Genomic DNA, 14,640 nt, shown 5'->3' on the forward strand with positions numbered 1-14,640 from the left:
TGTTATCTTATGAAGTTTGTTTTCAGCGGAGCCTCAACGGCCGGAGCCGGCACTCCTGCGGCGCGTCCTGCCTCAATGCTCTTGAGCAGCCACGCCATGTTCTGCGCCAGACGGCGCATGGTCTGCAATCCTTCGGCGTCCTGAAGCACCTCTTCCGGTGTATTGCCGTGCACCTGGTTCCAGTACTGGCTGGTGACGATAGGCATGTTGCATATACCGAAATACTTGTTCACATCATCCCAACCGGCCGACGCACCGCCCCTGCGGCAGCTCACTACACACGCTGCCGGCTTGTTGGCATAGAGCGAAGACTTTCCGTAGAAGGCCCTGTCGAGAAACGACTTGAGCTGTCCGCTCACACCGGCATAATAGATTGGCGTGCCGAAAACGAAGGCATCGGCGTCGGCAGCCTTGTCGAGAAAGGCGTTAAGTGTGTCGGCATCGTACCAGCAACGACCTGTACCGATGCACTTGCCACATGCTATGCAGTTGGCCACGGGCTTCGCCCCGATCCAGAAATGTTCAGTTTCGATGCCACATTTCTCCAGTTCGCGCGCCACTTCGTCGAGCGCTGTATATGTGCAGCCGTGATGATGCGGACTGCCGTTGACTAATATCACTTTCATATCTGTGTTCTCCTTTTTATATAATGATTTTCATTTTCTGTCATCTGAATACCACCTTGCGGCCGTTGTGTATGTATATGCCGCGCGTAGGACGGTCAACCCTGATGCCCTGAAGATTGTAGTAATGTCCGTCTTCAACAGCGGGCGAGGAGGTAATACCGCCGATGCCGTTTGTCGTTTCATCACCGAAGAGACTCTTCCAGTTGAACACCCGGTAGAAGAACGGACGGTAGTAGTCGGCGCTGCCGGGGTCGTTGAAGTTCTTCCAGAAGTCGTCCGGATCGCTGTTGGTGGTGAATACGAGTTCGCCCTCACGCGAAAGCGCCGGATGGAGGTTCACCATGTAGAGCCAGTGATAGGCCGTAGGTCCAAGCTTGTCGAGCTCGCCGGGCAGGACGAAGAGCAGACGTTTCTCGCCGAACGGACCGTAAGGCGTCTTGCTGCGATAGATGTAAACCTCGCGGGCGAAGTAAGGTCCCTGCGCCGTCATATAATAATAGTCGCCGTCCTTGAACACCCACGGCATGTTGCACTGATGATTGTTCTCCATTATCTGCGAGCGTTCCATCTGTTCCTTGGTAGGATATTCGTCCTGCCATACGAAGTCGGAGCCTTCCTCCGGACGCACGTAGTACTGCCATTTGCTGTAAAGGTCGTGTGTGGCAGTGCGTGCCACGAGCACTCCGTAGCCGTTGGTACCATAGAGATAGGTGTGACCGTCGTCGGCCTCACAGAGCGTTGAGCCGTAAGAAACGGCATTGTCGTTTATCTGGTGAGTCACTTTCTCGCGGTAGAGATAGTTGCCTTTCTTCGGCAGATAGTCGGGGATGTCGTCCAGATAGTAACCTTCGGGTATTGTGCCGTCAAGTCTGTATGTAGCAAGACTCGTGCCAAGAGCGCGCAGTTCCTTCGACGCTGTTCCCATCCACATCATCTGCAGTTTGCCGTCATAGATGGTTCCGTCGCCCGACCAGTAAACGCGGTCCTGGTCGATGTCGCCCGCCAGTATCTCGTCAACCGTCTTCTCGCCGTCCGGATGGCGCAGATGCGTACGGCAGTGGAAGTAGCGTTCGGCCGAAGGGGCGGTCCAGTTGACATAGTCGGCCAGCCAGATGAGGTCATCCTCTGTCTCGCCCAGCACACCGTCGGTGGCTTTCTGGAGCATCACACTGTTGCGTGGGAAGTTGCAGTCGCCGCGTGAGCGATCGTCGGCATTCACCCTTCCGTAGAAACTGTCGTTGAAAGTCCAGAACACACTGCCGTCGGGCAGGCCAACGGTTAGCACACCGTCGCCGCCGTTCCAGCCACGGGTGCGGGTGAACAGCTTGTTGTATTTCCAGTCCTTATAGGCCACCGCTGCTCCCGAACGTGTGGCGTCGGGCATCAGCTCAAGGTCCCATTCGGGTTTTATGTCGGGACCTACAGTCGGATTGTCTGTCGAACCGTCGGGACGCGTCACGGTGATGTGAGTGTCGGCAAAGGTCACGTTGCTTATGTTGTCGCCCGCAAAGGTGGCTATGCGCGTGTGGTTGCCGCGCTCCTCTCCGCCTATGTCGTCGGCCTTGTCATGAGAAGCATGCCCGGCCACATAGTCGAGATAGAACGTTCCCGTCTTGTCGTTGGTGCGTATGGAGAACTCTGCGTATATACTGTCAATCTCCACTTCGGGTGTCGTTGTGTTGAAAAGACTTTTGAAGTCGCGGTCGGTCATGAATCCGAGCCACGTGTATCCGGCTTTAGGATAGCACTCGTTGAGCAGCGCAGTGTATTTGTCGTTGGGCACAAGACGGCGCGTTATCACGTTTTTATATTCGTCGTCGCCTACGTCGGTAGTAGGTTTAGGCACCTGTGTCATCACAAGATCACCGTCGGCCTGCCACCCCTCGGGCACACATATGCCGAACAGCCCGTAAACATGCAGCACTGATCCGTTGTCGCTCGTACCGCTGCGCTTCACAACAACCTTGCCCTTGAACACGCTATTGGTCACAGCCTCGTGCGGCTGTTCTATAAGCGTGAACTTATAGCACGACACGGTTATGAGTGAAGCAAGAATCGTCAGGATAATAAATTTCAATTTCATAGATTTCAGTTATTTGTTATGTTATAAATTGTGACATTGTAATAAGGCATATAGCTGCGTGGCTGCGACAGAATATACTGCACTGAAAATGTGCAGAAAAGACTGTGGAGCGGTATATACCTTTTGCCGAGCCGAAGCCTATTTTCTACAAAAATAGTGCCAACGAGCGGAAAGAGAACTTGTTCTCAGTTTCCCGAGTGCAGCCTATTTTCTACAAAGATAGCTAAAGATAATCTCAATGACAAATGATAGATAAAGTTTTTTCAGATTCCACGTATGCTGCATTTATTCGGCACCTTCATAAAAAGACATGACAAAAACTCAAAATATTGGCAATAAAACATCCGGAATGTCAGAATATTTAATTATTTTTACCTCCGATAAAAAATGTTTCACCAATCAAGTATATATGAATAAGTTTTACGCTTTGGCAGTTTTTACACTATGTGCATTGGCAGCTAATGCACAAGAGAAAACCATGCGTGTGCAGAATACCGACGGCACGTGCACCCTTACGAGGGTTGCTGAAATAAGCAGGATATCCTTCCTCAGCGTTGCAGACCGTGGCAAAGCCATGATTGTGAGCACCGTTGATTCCGACCCAGTAACAGTGCTTTTCGAGGCACAACCAGAGGTAACCGTATCGGAAGGCAGCCTTATTATTTCGTCAAAATCCAGCGACACACCGGTAAGAATAGAAATCAATGACATATCCGAAATCCGGTTCGGAGAAGACATTTCTCTGTCTGTTCCTGTAGCAACCGCCGGTATCGTATGTGTGCTTCAAAAGGGTTCAGCTATCTTCAAAGGCATAACAGATGGCATGAAAGTCAACGTATGTACCATTGACGGCCGAAGCGTGCCCGTTCCAGACTGCACAGGTGGCGAACTGCAACTCAGCCGTTCTAATCTCGGCACAGGCATATTCATAGTACGCATAGGCACATTCACTTCAAAAATTACACTCTGACACTTGGTGCCGTAAGACAATTCACACCATTTTATTTAACAATTCCTAAAACATATCAGACATGAGAAATATATTAGTGCTTGCTACTGTCACATTGGGAACATTAAGCCTCAACGCTCAGAATACAACAATGTTCGTGCACACCACCGACGGCAACGTCACTCCTACCGATATAGCCAAGGTTGACAAGATAACCTTTACCGATGCGGAATACGATCTCAATGCCGACAAAGACAGAATACTTGAGTATAATGAGTTGAACTGGCCGGAAGACCGTCTGCTGCCATTGTTCCTTCCACCCGCTTCCATCGTCAGAGCATTTGACATGAATGAAGCCAAACTCAACGAACAGGAACGTGTGATGTTCTGTGTCATGCAAGGCATCGTCAACCGCACACGTCCACGCATTCTTCTATACAACCACAACGAGGAACCTAAAGCCACATGGCCCGGTGCACACAATCTGCGCATTGCAACTGTCAACACAAACAAACCTTACCAGTTCGTAAAGCGCTATGAAAACGAAATAAAAGGACTTGTACTCTATAGCACTGAAAAAAGCGAGCATTATGCCAATGTGGCTGCCACAGTGGCAGGTCTCGAAAGACTGCTCCCCGTAACTGCCGAAATACGCCAGAAACTTATCGACAACGGCATGGACTTTCCTGTAGTGAAAGACCTCACGTCTTTAACAATGACAGCTCCACATGAAATATACAACTACCTCTACGAGAACTATTGGGACAGATGCAACCATCGCCTGTTGGTGAGTCTCAGACCCAACATTCCATATGTTCACGACATTGCCGCAGCTGCAGGCTCGGCTGTAGTGTGGCTCGACGCACGCAACGACAAAGAGAAAGATGTGCTTGACAAAATGCTGAGCGACATGACCCCAGGGCGTGACATCGTGCTCGGATGGTATCACGAGGAAAGATCTGGAGTGGGAGAAGCCACAAAATACGGACTATCCACGGTGCCTGCCGACTTCTTTGAAAACACCACTGTCTACACAGCCGTCAATAAGCCTGTATGCATTCCGCCTGTACCGAAAAGACCGAAACTTGAAAACAAGGTCTACGCCACGGTATATATCAGCGACGGCGACAACATACAGTATTGCCAGCACGCAATGGCTAAGATTTTTGAACAGAGCGGCAGAGGCAAGATGCCAATGAACTGGACCATAAGCCCGGCTTTGGCTGACTTTGCCCCGCAGATGCTCAACTACTATTACAAGAAAGCTACTGCAAACGATTGTTTCGTATGCGGACCTTCCGGACTGGGCTATGCCATGCCTTACGACGCCCACAACAAACGATGGAACACTTACAACAAAATAGATTTCGTGCCTTACGCACGCCTCAGCCAGCGCTATCTTGAGAAATCAGGACTAAGGGTGGTCACCGTATGGGACGAGGTGAACAATTACCAGCGACAAGCCTATGCCGAAGAATGCAGCTATCTATACGGACTCACCATCCAGGATTGGGAACGCCAGACTGGTCGCCTCGGCATCAATATTGAAGCCGGCCGTCTGCCGTTCATACCCAACTATCCGTGTTATGCCAACGGTATAAATGTCATTTCCGACTTCTTCAATCGTGACATAAAAGATTTCGACGGCTCAAAGCCCATGTTCGTCTCCGGACAGTGTACAGTGTGGGACGTTGGCCCCGACAAACTTATAGAACTGACCGACAAGCTCGACGCGCTATCTCCTGGCAATGTGGAGATAGTCAGGGCCGACCATTTCTTCAATATGTTCTGCGAGGCCAACCATCTGCCTTTCGATCTCACCATGACAGAAAGCATGAAGGTCACATCGTCGGCTTCCGAAACCGAAGCGGCATTGGCAGCCGACGGCTCACCATCAGAACCGAACATGTGGGTTTCGTCCACAACCGACGGCAAGGGATGGGTGCAGTGCGATTTTGGCGAGCCTTATCTTATCAGCCGTTATGTGGTGCGACATGCACAAGCCGCAGGCCTCGGCTGTGAACTTAACACCCGCGACTTTATTGTTGAAACCAGTCTCGACGGCAAGACATGGGCTCTTGCCGGAACATATACAAACAATACCGAAGCCGTGACCGACGCTTCATTCGATGCCGTGGAGGCACGCTATGTGAGAGTATCGGTAACCGATGCCGGAGCCGACGGTGTGGCACGCATCGGCGATCTGGAGGTATATGGCTCACGCTGACACTGTTAGTCTACAATCCGGGACATAAAAACATGAATCCCTCTTGAGAGTAGGACTGTTCTTATCCAACCCTCAAGAGGGTTTCTCATTGACACTGCTTTGTGTGCAATTTATCATTGAAAACAAAATTTCCCGACACAAATCATTGTCTATGAATATACTTTCCGCCGTTAATACGCCTGTTGATAACTCAAGAACCGAGACGCCCCACAACCACGTATCATAACATAATAAACATTCCATGCCGCAAAACAGGCAACATGTACAACCATCAGTCAACCGCCATTTTCCATGCTTTTCGCAGCACGCGATAACATTTATTAACACGGATTTAACGCGATTGTTTCTCCAAACAAAACTTTGCAGCGAAATTCGCGAGTTTTGAAGCACTTCAACTATAATATTGTGTATCAACGCTTTACATGACACACCTTCACACTAAAGACGTGACCGCCTCCTGATAAAGCCCATTCCGGCATACGATTAAGGCCATATCACACCCTAATAAAGTCTGAATCAGCCCATGAAACGCTCTATTTCGGCATGCATTAAAGCCCGTTCCGCAAAACAGTTTGCACAGCAATGCATCGCAGGACGTTCCGGACGACATCCCCACCCCGCCTTTCCGAGGGCGAAAAGCACTGAACGGGACGTAACGATTTTCTAAAACGCGAGCCGAAGTGGAGAAAATCCAGCATTGGTTTTAACATTTAATGAATACTGTTTTGAGCAAAAAGTGTTAACAAAGTTAAACACAAATATTTTGCAACAGACGGAAAAGCCATACGGGAATGAGCGGGCACTACGATGAAAAAAAGCATTTATGAAAAGTGCGGCGGGACCGTAACACAATCAAGAATGGTGCAAAAGAAAAAACATGGCCGGCAAAACGGCGGTTTAAAATTAAAACACTATATTTGCCATAACAACCATAAAACATACCTGAATCTGCAATCGAAACACCAACCGCCACATGGCATGACGGCCCGTAAACGTCTCATGGACACATAAGACTCAACACAGACTAAAAACGCAACCGCATAACCAGAAAACAACCACTATGAAACGACTTACACTTATTATTGTCGCGCTGTGCGCAAGCATCGGCCTGCACGCGGCCAACTGGAACCCGAAGACCACCGACTGGGCAAAAAATCCGAATCCGAGAATAGGCGACTGGGGATTTGACAGGCCGGGCTATCCGAAGGGACTGTACATACACGGCGTGACGGTGAAGAAAGGCAAGAAGGTGACAAATCCGGTGATATACGACAACGATGTGTATGACGACGTGTTCGACGATGAATGGATGTATGCCATGACGGCACTGAAAAGGATGAATCTGGCGGCGCTGATAGTGACGCCTGTGCTTACTGACTTCTGGACATTCTCTCATCCTGACTGGATAAAGACGGCCGAGGAATCACGCGACTACGCCATGAAAAGCTGCCGCAACACCGACCGCATACCCGGCATAACCATAGGCACCGAGGCGGAAAGCGAAAAGGCGGGAGAGAACAAGCCGTCGGAAGGGGCACGGCTGTATGTAAGGCTGATAAACGAACAGTATGAGAAAGACCCCGAACGGCCCGTTATAATAAACATCGGCGGACAGGCGGCCACGCTGGCGTCGGCATACGTCATGGATCCCTCGATAGCGGAGAAATGCATAGTGTATTATACTGACGCGCGCGTATATAACGGTCATTACGAATGGGCGTCACGCTTAGTGTGCGGCAACTTCAGAGTGGTGAGCTGGGGCGACGACAACTGGTGGATAGGTAAATCCTGTCAGAGCGAGTGGAACGTGCTGCCGCGGCCCGACAACTGCAATGCGAAGGACAACAACGAGAACAGCGGAGAGTGGAGAAAGCTGACCGGCATGAACGTGCCGATGCTGTCGTACATGGTGCATCAGTTCAGAAACCGCAACGAATATTCGGGTGCGGAGAAGAAAGCCGACGGATTCTGTGACGGCACTTTCATGCACGCATGGCTGCCGGACATATTCACCGACGCCGAGATAAGAGAGGTGCGTGGGGGCAAGGTGATGCATGTGACAAAGTTCACCGCAGAGAACGAGAAGGCGGTGAAAGACTTTGCCTGGGGCGTACTGCTCGACAGGAAGGCTTACAAATAGCTATGCGGCATACGGAAATACGACATCACGCGGCATCACACTTACATATTATTTTTGTACCTTTGTCCGTCTCTTGTCTGACCGGACAGCGTTCGGCTTTGCAGGAAACACAGAATAAGGAACAAAAGAAGAAACGACATGGCATGTGCCGGACGTATCCGGAAGGACAAAAAGCGCATGCACGTAGAGCGATATCCGGCGAAATGCGATATAAAAAAGATTATCTTAATGAACATAGAGAGATTCATAAACAGGCTAAGATATGCTTTTTACACAGTTGAAAAAATTGACTACAGAGCATACAGAAGAGTTATATCTACAGAGGTTGGATTTTTAACCGGAATAGAATGTAACTTATTAAGCATCATCGGATTCAAAAAAATGCTTTCGTTAGGAGTTATACCGATTTCCGCAATCGTGATTACAGCTTACTTACTTGAATTGCTTATTTTGTACAAAATAAATAAGAAAAATCTGACAGACGAACTTTTTAAGAAGTATATACCCATTTTGAAGAGGAATCGTTCATCAGCAAGACAATATGGCATATATCTGCAATCGCTTTATTGGTAATAAGCTCTGTATATTTTATTGTGAGTATTATGCTTTTCTTCCTTTCATAATGCAGACAACACGGACAGCTTATTTTGCTTCACGACCTGCATAAAGTCATAATGACAGCATATATGGAAACGAAGAAAAGCTGTCCGGATAATTAACAAACATGAAATAAAACCTAAAGCCGCGCAACAGTCTGTAATTATTACAGCGTTTTTTATTAACTTTGTCCGCTGTATTTGGATACAGTGATAACAAACTTATAACAAAAAGGACAGAAGTATGAAGAAAAATCTGAAACCGGGCACTCTCTGCGTACAGGCAGGATGGCAACCGAAGAACGGAGAATCGCGCGTGGTACCGATTATACAGAGCACCACTTTCAAATATGACGACAGTGACGAAATGGCCATGTTGTTCGACCTGAAGAAGGAAGGCTATTTCTATACAAGACTCCAGAACCCGACATGTGACGCCGTAGCGCAGAAAATAGCAGCACTCGAGGGCGGCGTGGGAGCAATGCTTACATCGAGCGGACAGGCCGCAAACTTCTACGCAGTGTTCAACATATGCAGCGCAGGCGACCACTTCGTGACTTCAAACGAGATATACGGAGGCACGTACAACCTGTTCGGAGTGACACTGAAGAAGCTCGGAATAGAATGTACATTCGTGAATCAGGACGCCAGCGAGGAGGAAATTCAGGCTGCGTTCCGCCCGAACACAAAACTGCTCTTCGGCGAAACAATATCCAATCCGGGCTGCAAGGTGCTCGACATAGAGAAATTCGCACGCATAGCCCACAAGAACGGTGTGCCTCTGATTGTGGACAACACATTCGCGACACCTATCAACTGCCGCCCGTTTGAATGGGGATGTGACATCGTGACACACTCTACGACAAAATATATGGACGGCCACGCCACACAGGTGGGCGGCTGCGTGGTGGACAGCGGCAACTTCGACTGGGAAGCACATGCCGAGAAATTCCCGGGACTGTGCACACCGGACGAATCATATCACGGACTGACCTACACAAAGGCTTTCGGAAAGATGGCTTACATGACGAAACTCGTGGCACAGCTCATGCGCGACCTTGGTTCGTCACCGGCACCACAGAACTCGTTCCTGCTGAACCTCGGACTGGAAACACTGCACCTGCGTATGCCGCAGCACTGCCGCAACGCTCAGCGCGTGGCAGAATTTCTGAAGGCCGACAGCCGTGTGGCTTGGGTTCACTACAGCGGACTGGAGGGCGACGAATTCCACGAACTGGCAAAGAAGTATCTGCCAAACGGTTCGTGCGGAGTGCTGGCCTTCGGACTGAAAGGCGATCAGAAGACGGCCGTGAAGTTCATGGACTCGCTGCAACTGATAAGCATCGTGACACACGTGGCAGACGCCCGCACATGCATTCTGCATCCGGCAAGCCACACACACCGCCAGTTGTCTGAAGAACAGCTGAAGGAAGCAGGAATAGCTCCGGACCTGATGAGACTGTCGGTTGGTATTGAGGACGCCGACGACATAATAGAAGACATCCGTCAGGCATTGGATAAAATCTGAAAGAGACTGCATCGACGGCGGACGCACGTGCGCCGTTGCGCAATATAATAAAAACCTGCCACTAGACAATACTGTCACAGTGGCAGGTTTTTATTATATTAATAGGTGTGCGGTCTTTGCAAATACGCAAGACCGTACGAACCGGATATTACTTGTTGGGCAGGAAGATGGTGAAGGGCTGGTCGCGGTCTTTCACTACAAGGTTGCCGTCAACGACATCGAGTTCAGCCACCTGTATGGACGAACGGCGCATCTCATAAGGTATGTTACCGTTCTTGTCATGATAGTCAGCCGTATGGAAACGGCGTCCGGGATGGGTGAAATAGAATACATAAGCCTTGTCGCCTGTCACGACAACATCGCCGTGTGATCCGCTGGGACCGTCGTCGGCACGGCGGCTCGGACCGTCAAGGATGCGCTCCGGCTGTTTGGTCCAGTTCTCAAGATCGGAAGACTTATATACGCCCATGCCCTGCCACTCGTCTGTAACAAACCAATAGGAATCTTTGAAACGGAACGCCTTGGCACCCTCGTGCGGCTTGTCGCTCACAGCAGGCTTGGTGTCGCCCTTCCAGTTGAAGAGGTCCTTGCTGTCGGCATAAAGCGACTTGCTGTCCCACTTGTACCACATGCGCCACTCACCGTCGGGTTTCTGTATGAGTGTTGCGTCGATAACATTATCGACGGGCAGCTTCACCGGACCCTCACACTTCCAGTCCCAGAGGTTCTTGCTGGTATAGTGCATCATTGTTGCTGTACCGCTCCAATGATTGGCCACGCCACGTATGTATGAAACAAACATGTGATAAACGCCATTGTGGAGCACAACATCGGGAGCCCAGAATGTGTTGTGGCCGCGCTCGAAGTCGAGATCGAGTGTCCCGCGATAGCGCCATGTGCGGCCGTTGTCCTCAGAATAGGCTATACCGATGGCGTTGCCGTAGCAGTAGGCAACGTCGGCCGTCTCGGAGTTTGCACGACGCTGGGTGTAGAGCATCCACCAGGCTTTCTCGAAAGGATTGTAAACAAGACATGGGTCGGCCGCGCCGTCAGTGATCGGATCGCGGTAAAGCGGAGCCGGAGCATTTTGTGCCATGACATCGGACACGGCTCCGCACAACAGCATCAGCACAAGACCGGCTGCATGAAAGAGTTTTCTCATAATTTATTGCGTTTAGATTTATAGTGCTGCAAAAATATAAATAAAATGTCGAAAAAAGGCATTATGACCAATCAAAAACACAGAAACGGAGAAGACGCTGCATATGCCTGAAAAACTCACGGAACGGAAATACATAGCAAACGTACAAGGACGCCACATCAAACTCCGTCACAAAACATTAAAAAAACGGCAACAAGAAAGCGGCACACACCGTCGCGAAGCAATGGAAGGTCCGGTCGCTGACAGGGTGTAAGAAAAAAGCGAGGAATTTACATTTGTAAACATATTATCATGAAAAATAGATTTTTTCATTTGGAAGGAACGCAAAATAAAGCTATATTTGCGATGTGTAATGACACAAAGACAAAAACTAAGAACCAACCTAAAAGTATAATATTATGGATGTCAAAAAATTATTGAGCGATCTTGAGTTCAGACATCCCGGCGAGCCGGAATATCTGCAGGCAGTGAAAGAAGTATTGCTTTCAATCGAAGAAGAATATAACAAGCACCCGGAATTTGAACGTGTGAAACTGATTGAACGCATGGTAGAACCGGAACGTGTGATAACATTCCGCGTGCCGTGGGTTGATGACAAGGGCGAGGTACACGTAAACACAGGTTACCGTGTGCAGTTCAACAGTGCGATAGGTCCGTATAAAGGCGGTCTGCGTTTCCACTCGTCGGTGAACCTCTCCATACTGAAGTTCCTCGGATTTGAACAGACATTCAAAAACGCGCTCACCACTCTGCCTATGGGTGGCGGCAAGGGCGGTTCAGACTTCTCCATCCGCGGACGCTCGGACGCTGAGGTGATGAGATTCTGTCAGGCATTCATGAGCGAACTGTACCGTCACATCGGTCCTGACGAGGACATTCCGGCAGGCGATATCGGTGTGGGTGCAAGAGAGATAGGTTATCTGTTCGGAGCATACAAGAAACTGACACATACATGGAGTGGCATGCTCACAGGCAAAGGCTTGGAATGGGGCGGCTCACGCATACGTCCGGAGGCAACCGGATTCGGCGCTCTGTACTTCGTGAACCAGATGCTGCAGACACACGGAATAGACATAAAAGGTAAGACTGTGGCCATAAGCGGATTCGGCAACGTGGCATGGGGTGCAGCAAAGAAGGCTACGGAACTTGGTGCAAAGGTTGTGACAATAAGCGGACCGGACGGATACATATATGATCCGACAGGCATCAGCGGAAAGAAGATAGACTACATGCTGGAGCTCAGAGCAAGCGGCAACGACGTATGCCAGCCTTACGCAGAGGAATTCCCGGAAGCAACATTCTACGAAGGAAAGAAACCTTGGGAGGTGAAATGCGACATAGCACTGCCTTGTGCTACACAGAACGAGCTGAACGGCGACGACGCCGACATGCTGCTGGCAAACAAGACGCTCTGCGTGGCAGAGGTATCCAACATGGGATGTACGGCAGAAGCTGTTGACAAATTCATAGCTGCCGGTCAGCTGTTCGCACCTGGCAAGGCTGTGAATGCCGGTGGAGTGGCTACATCTGGACTGGAAATGACACAGAACGCAATAAGACTGACGTGGAGCGAGAAGGAAGTGGACGAAAAGCTGCATTACATCATGCATTCTATCCACGAGCAGTGCGTGAAGTACGGCAAGACAGAGGACGGATACGTGAACTACGTGAAGGGTGCCAATGTCGCCGGTTTCATGAAGGTGGCCAACGCTATGATGGCACAGGGAATTGTTTAATAAAATGTATTACTTAAAAACATATTGTGAAATATAGAAGAAGCGTATTATTAATAATTTCGATATTCTGCTTTACTCTTCTGTACCCGCAAGAGGTACAGAAGGGTAAAGCCTCGTATTATTCAAAAAGGATGACCGGCGCCCGGACAAGCAGTGGCGAAAGGATACATCATGACAGCCTGACCTGCGCGCACAGAACGTACGAATTCGGAACAATGCTGAAAGTGACAAATCCGGAAAACGGGAAAGAGGTCATTGTAAAGGTGACGGACAGAGGTCCGCACATAAGAGGAAGGATAATTGATCTTTCGTGGGGTGCGGCAAAAGAACTGGACATTCTGTCGAAAGGTGTGGCAATGGTGATTGTGCAACCGATGGACAGCTACATTGTACCGTTCAAACCGACAACAGACATACACATGCCGGAGATAGACTTCGGAGCGATAAACCAGGAATATACAATACCAGAGGAATGGAAGGTGAAGAAAGAGACTTCCGCAAAAAGAAAAACACACAAAAGAAGCAAAAGAAAAGCTGACAGAAACAGAAAGAAGCAAGAAGCTGAAAACAATAATAAGGAAAAATGATGTGCTGGCAAAGGACGGCCTGCCGCAACTGAACTGATAGATAAAATGTGATGCGGATCAGTCTGCATCACATTTTATATTTACTTGCTTGTAGTGATAGTGAATTCATGTACTTTTGATATGGTGGCGTCGCCATGCAGTACAGACACGCATATTCTCACATTTCCGTTCTTCAACCGGTTGTCCGCCTTGACTATAGCAGTATAACGGACACCACGACCGGGTGATATGCGCTCCACATAAACACTTGGAGAGATGTAAATGTGCTTATTGGCCGTGGCATCAACGACAACAGGGCGTACATTGAATACCGGCGCATCACCACGATTGTATATCTCGAATATGACTTTGCATGTCTCGCCACGGCTGATACGGTTGTCATGGTTTTCATCCACAAAACGTGCATTGACAACATCCACATGCGGAGAATACGAATAATCGGCAACAAGCTCCTCTACGCTCGAAGATGACGGCATAACGACAGATTGTTCACCGGCACTGTAATCGCCCGTGTAATCGCTGCTATTGAAGTCGTAGAGCCTGTCATCACCTCCATTTGAAGGATCGTAACCGCTTTGATTGTCGTCATAACGGTTCTGCTGTTGTCTTTCTTCATTATATCTCCGGATTCTGCTGCGGCGCCTTGTGCTTTCATAATCATCATATGCAGACTCCCGCTGTCTGTCGAGTTGCGAACCGGCGGCACCTCCTATGGCAGCACCTCCGGCCATGCCGACAAGCGTACCTATATCACTGCCACGCGGTCCTCCGGCAATGCCGCCTATGGCCGAACCGAGAATGGAGCCAAGTCCGGCGCCGGCATAAGCACCGTAACCGGCTGAAGTGGTGCAGCCACTGAACACGAGAAGCGGAAGTAAGGCAAGAATAAAAATCTTTCTCATATATGAATACAATATTGTTTAACCACACCATATTATAAGGATCTGACCGTAATGAGAGCGTCACATCCTTATAATGGCAAAGATAGTACAATATGGCATTGGAA

Annotated in this window: 11 protein-coding genes; 7 read left to right on the plus strand and 4 right to left on the minus strand. The window is 49.3% G+C overall.

Annotation, left to right across the window (positions count from 1 at the left end):
- Positions 1-2: 2 nt before the first annotated feature.
- Both WKT13_RS06510 and WKT13_RS06515 read right to left on the minus strand, forming a co-directional pair.
- Positions 3-626, minus strand: coding sequence for a flavodoxin family protein (locus tag WKT13_RS06510; RefSeq protein WP_298619385.1), 624 nt, complete (start codon positions 624-626; stop codon positions 3-5).
- 40 nt (positions 627-666) lie between these two features.
- Positions 667-2,709 (minus strand): DUF5005 domain-containing protein, encoded by a 2,043-nt coding sequence (locus WKT13_RS06515; protein WP_340323311.1) that lies wholly within the window; start codon positions 2,707-2,709, stop codon positions 667-669.
- 409 nt (positions 2,710-3,118) lie between these two features.
- On the opposite strand from WKT13_RS06515, the gene WKT13_RS06520 reads away from it, so the two are divergent.
- The 5 genes from WKT13_RS06520 (at position 3,119) to WKT13_RS06540 (ending at position 10,149) form a co-directional block, all read left to right on the plus strand.
- Positions 3,119-3,679 (plus strand): hypothetical protein, encoded by a 561-nt coding sequence (locus WKT13_RS06520; protein WP_340323312.1) that lies wholly within the window; start codon positions 3,119-3,121, stop codon positions 3,677-3,679.
- A 61-nt stretch (positions 3,680-3,740) separates the two neighbouring features.
- Positions 3,741-5,885 (plus strand): galactose-binding domain-containing protein, encoded by a 2,145-nt coding sequence (locus tag WKT13_RS06525; protein WP_340323313.1) that lies wholly within the window; start codon positions 3,741-3,743, stop codon positions 5,883-5,885.
- Positions 5,886-6,945: 1,060 nt separating this feature from the next.
- Positions 6,946-8,025 (plus strand): hypothetical protein, encoded by a 1,080-nt coding sequence (locus tag WKT13_RS06530; RefSeq protein WP_340323314.1) that lies wholly within the window; start codon positions 6,946-6,948, stop codon positions 8,023-8,025.
- 228 nt (positions 8,026-8,253) lie between these two features.
- The gene (locus tag WKT13_RS06535) at positions 8,254-8,598 is read left to right on the plus strand and encodes a hypothetical protein (RefSeq protein WP_340323315.1); all 345 of its coding nucleotides are present in this window, start codon (positions 8,254-8,256) and stop codon (positions 8,596-8,598) included.
- A gap of 267 nt (positions 8,599-8,865) precedes the next feature.
- Positions 8,866-10,149: an O-acetylhomoserine aminocarboxypropyltransferase/cysteine synthase family protein gene (locus tag WKT13_RS06540; RefSeq protein ID WP_340323316.1), complete on the plus strand. Its 1,284-nt coding sequence runs from the start codon at positions 8,866-8,868 to the stop codon at positions 10,147-10,149.
- A gap of 148 nt (positions 10,150-10,297) precedes the next feature.
- Here the strand turns inward: WKT13_RS06540 and WKT13_RS06545 are convergent, their stop codons facing one another.
- Positions 10,298-11,311: a glycosyl hydrolase gene (locus WKT13_RS06545; protein WP_298619369.1), complete on the minus strand. Its 1,014-nt coding sequence runs from the start codon at positions 11,309-11,311 to the stop codon at positions 10,298-10,300.
- Positions 11,312-11,709: 398 nt separating this feature from the next.
- On the opposite strand from WKT13_RS06545, the gene gdhA reads away from it, so the two are divergent.
- Both gdhA and WKT13_RS06555 read left to right on the plus strand, forming a co-directional pair.
- Positions 11,710-13,047 (plus strand): NADP-specific glutamate dehydrogenase, encoded by a 1,338-nt coding sequence (gene gdhA, locus WKT13_RS06550; protein WP_298619367.1) that lies wholly within the window; start codon positions 11,710-11,712, stop codon positions 13,045-13,047.
- Between the two features lie 26 nt (positions 13,048-13,073).
- On the plus strand, positions 13,074-13,634 hold the full coding sequence (locus WKT13_RS06555; protein WP_298619365.1) for a septal ring lytic transglycosylase RlpA family protein: 561 nt from the start codon (positions 13,074-13,076) through the stop codon (positions 13,632-13,634).
- 80 nt (positions 13,635-13,714) lie between these two features.
- Here WKT13_RS06555 and WKT13_RS06560 read toward each other — a convergent pair whose 3' ends face one another.
- Positions 13,715-14,536 (minus strand): hypothetical protein, encoded by an 822-nt coding sequence (locus WKT13_RS06560; RefSeq protein ID WP_340323317.1) that lies wholly within the window; start codon positions 14,534-14,536, stop codon positions 13,715-13,717.
- Between the last annotated feature and the right edge of the window lie 104 nt (positions 14,537-14,640).

Origin of the sequence: Prevotella sp. HCN-7019 (assembly GCF_037890215.1) — a bacterium.
Lineage (GTDB): Bacteria > Bacteroidota > Bacteroidia > Bacteroidales > Bacteroidaceae > Prevotella.

Excerpts from the sequence above, each read along its gene's own strand:
- WKT13_RS06510 (WP_298619385.1), bottom strand. The coding sequence starts at position 626 with ATGAAAGTGATATTAGTCAACGGCAGTCCGCATCATCACGGCTGCACA.
- WKT13_RS06515 (WP_340323311.1), bottom strand. The coding sequence starts at position 2,709 with ATGAAATTGAAATTTATTATCCTGACGATTCTTGCTTCACTCATAACC.
- WKT13_RS06520 (WP_340323312.1), top strand. The coding sequence starts at position 3,119 with ATGAATAAGTTTTACGCTTTGGCAGTTTTTACACTATGTGCATTGGCA.
- WKT13_RS06525 (WP_340323313.1), top strand. The coding sequence starts at position 3,741 with ATGAGAAATATATTAGTGCTTGCTACTGTCACATTGGGAACATTAAGC.
- WKT13_RS06530 (WP_340323314.1), top strand. The coding sequence starts at position 6,946 with ATGAAACGACTTACACTTATTATTGTCGCGCTGTGCGCAAGCATCGGC.
- WKT13_RS06535 (WP_340323315.1), top strand. The coding sequence starts at position 8,254 with ATGAACATAGAGAGATTCATAAACAGGCTAAGATATGCTTTTTACACA.
- WKT13_RS06540 (WP_340323316.1), top strand. The coding sequence starts at position 8,866 with ATGAAGAAAAATCTGAAACCGGGCACTCTCTGCGTACAGGCAGGATGG.
- WKT13_RS06545 (WP_298619369.1), bottom strand. The coding sequence starts at position 11,311 with ATGAGAAAACTCTTTCATGCAGCCGGTCTTGTGCTGATGCTGTTGTGC.
- gdhA (WP_298619367.1), top strand. The coding sequence starts at position 11,710 with ATGGATGTCAAAAAATTATTGAGCGATCTTGAGTTCAGACATCCCGGC.
- WKT13_RS06560 (WP_340323317.1), bottom strand. The coding sequence starts at position 14,536 with ATGAGAAAGATTTTTATTCTTGCCTTACTTCCGCTTCTCGTGTTCAGT.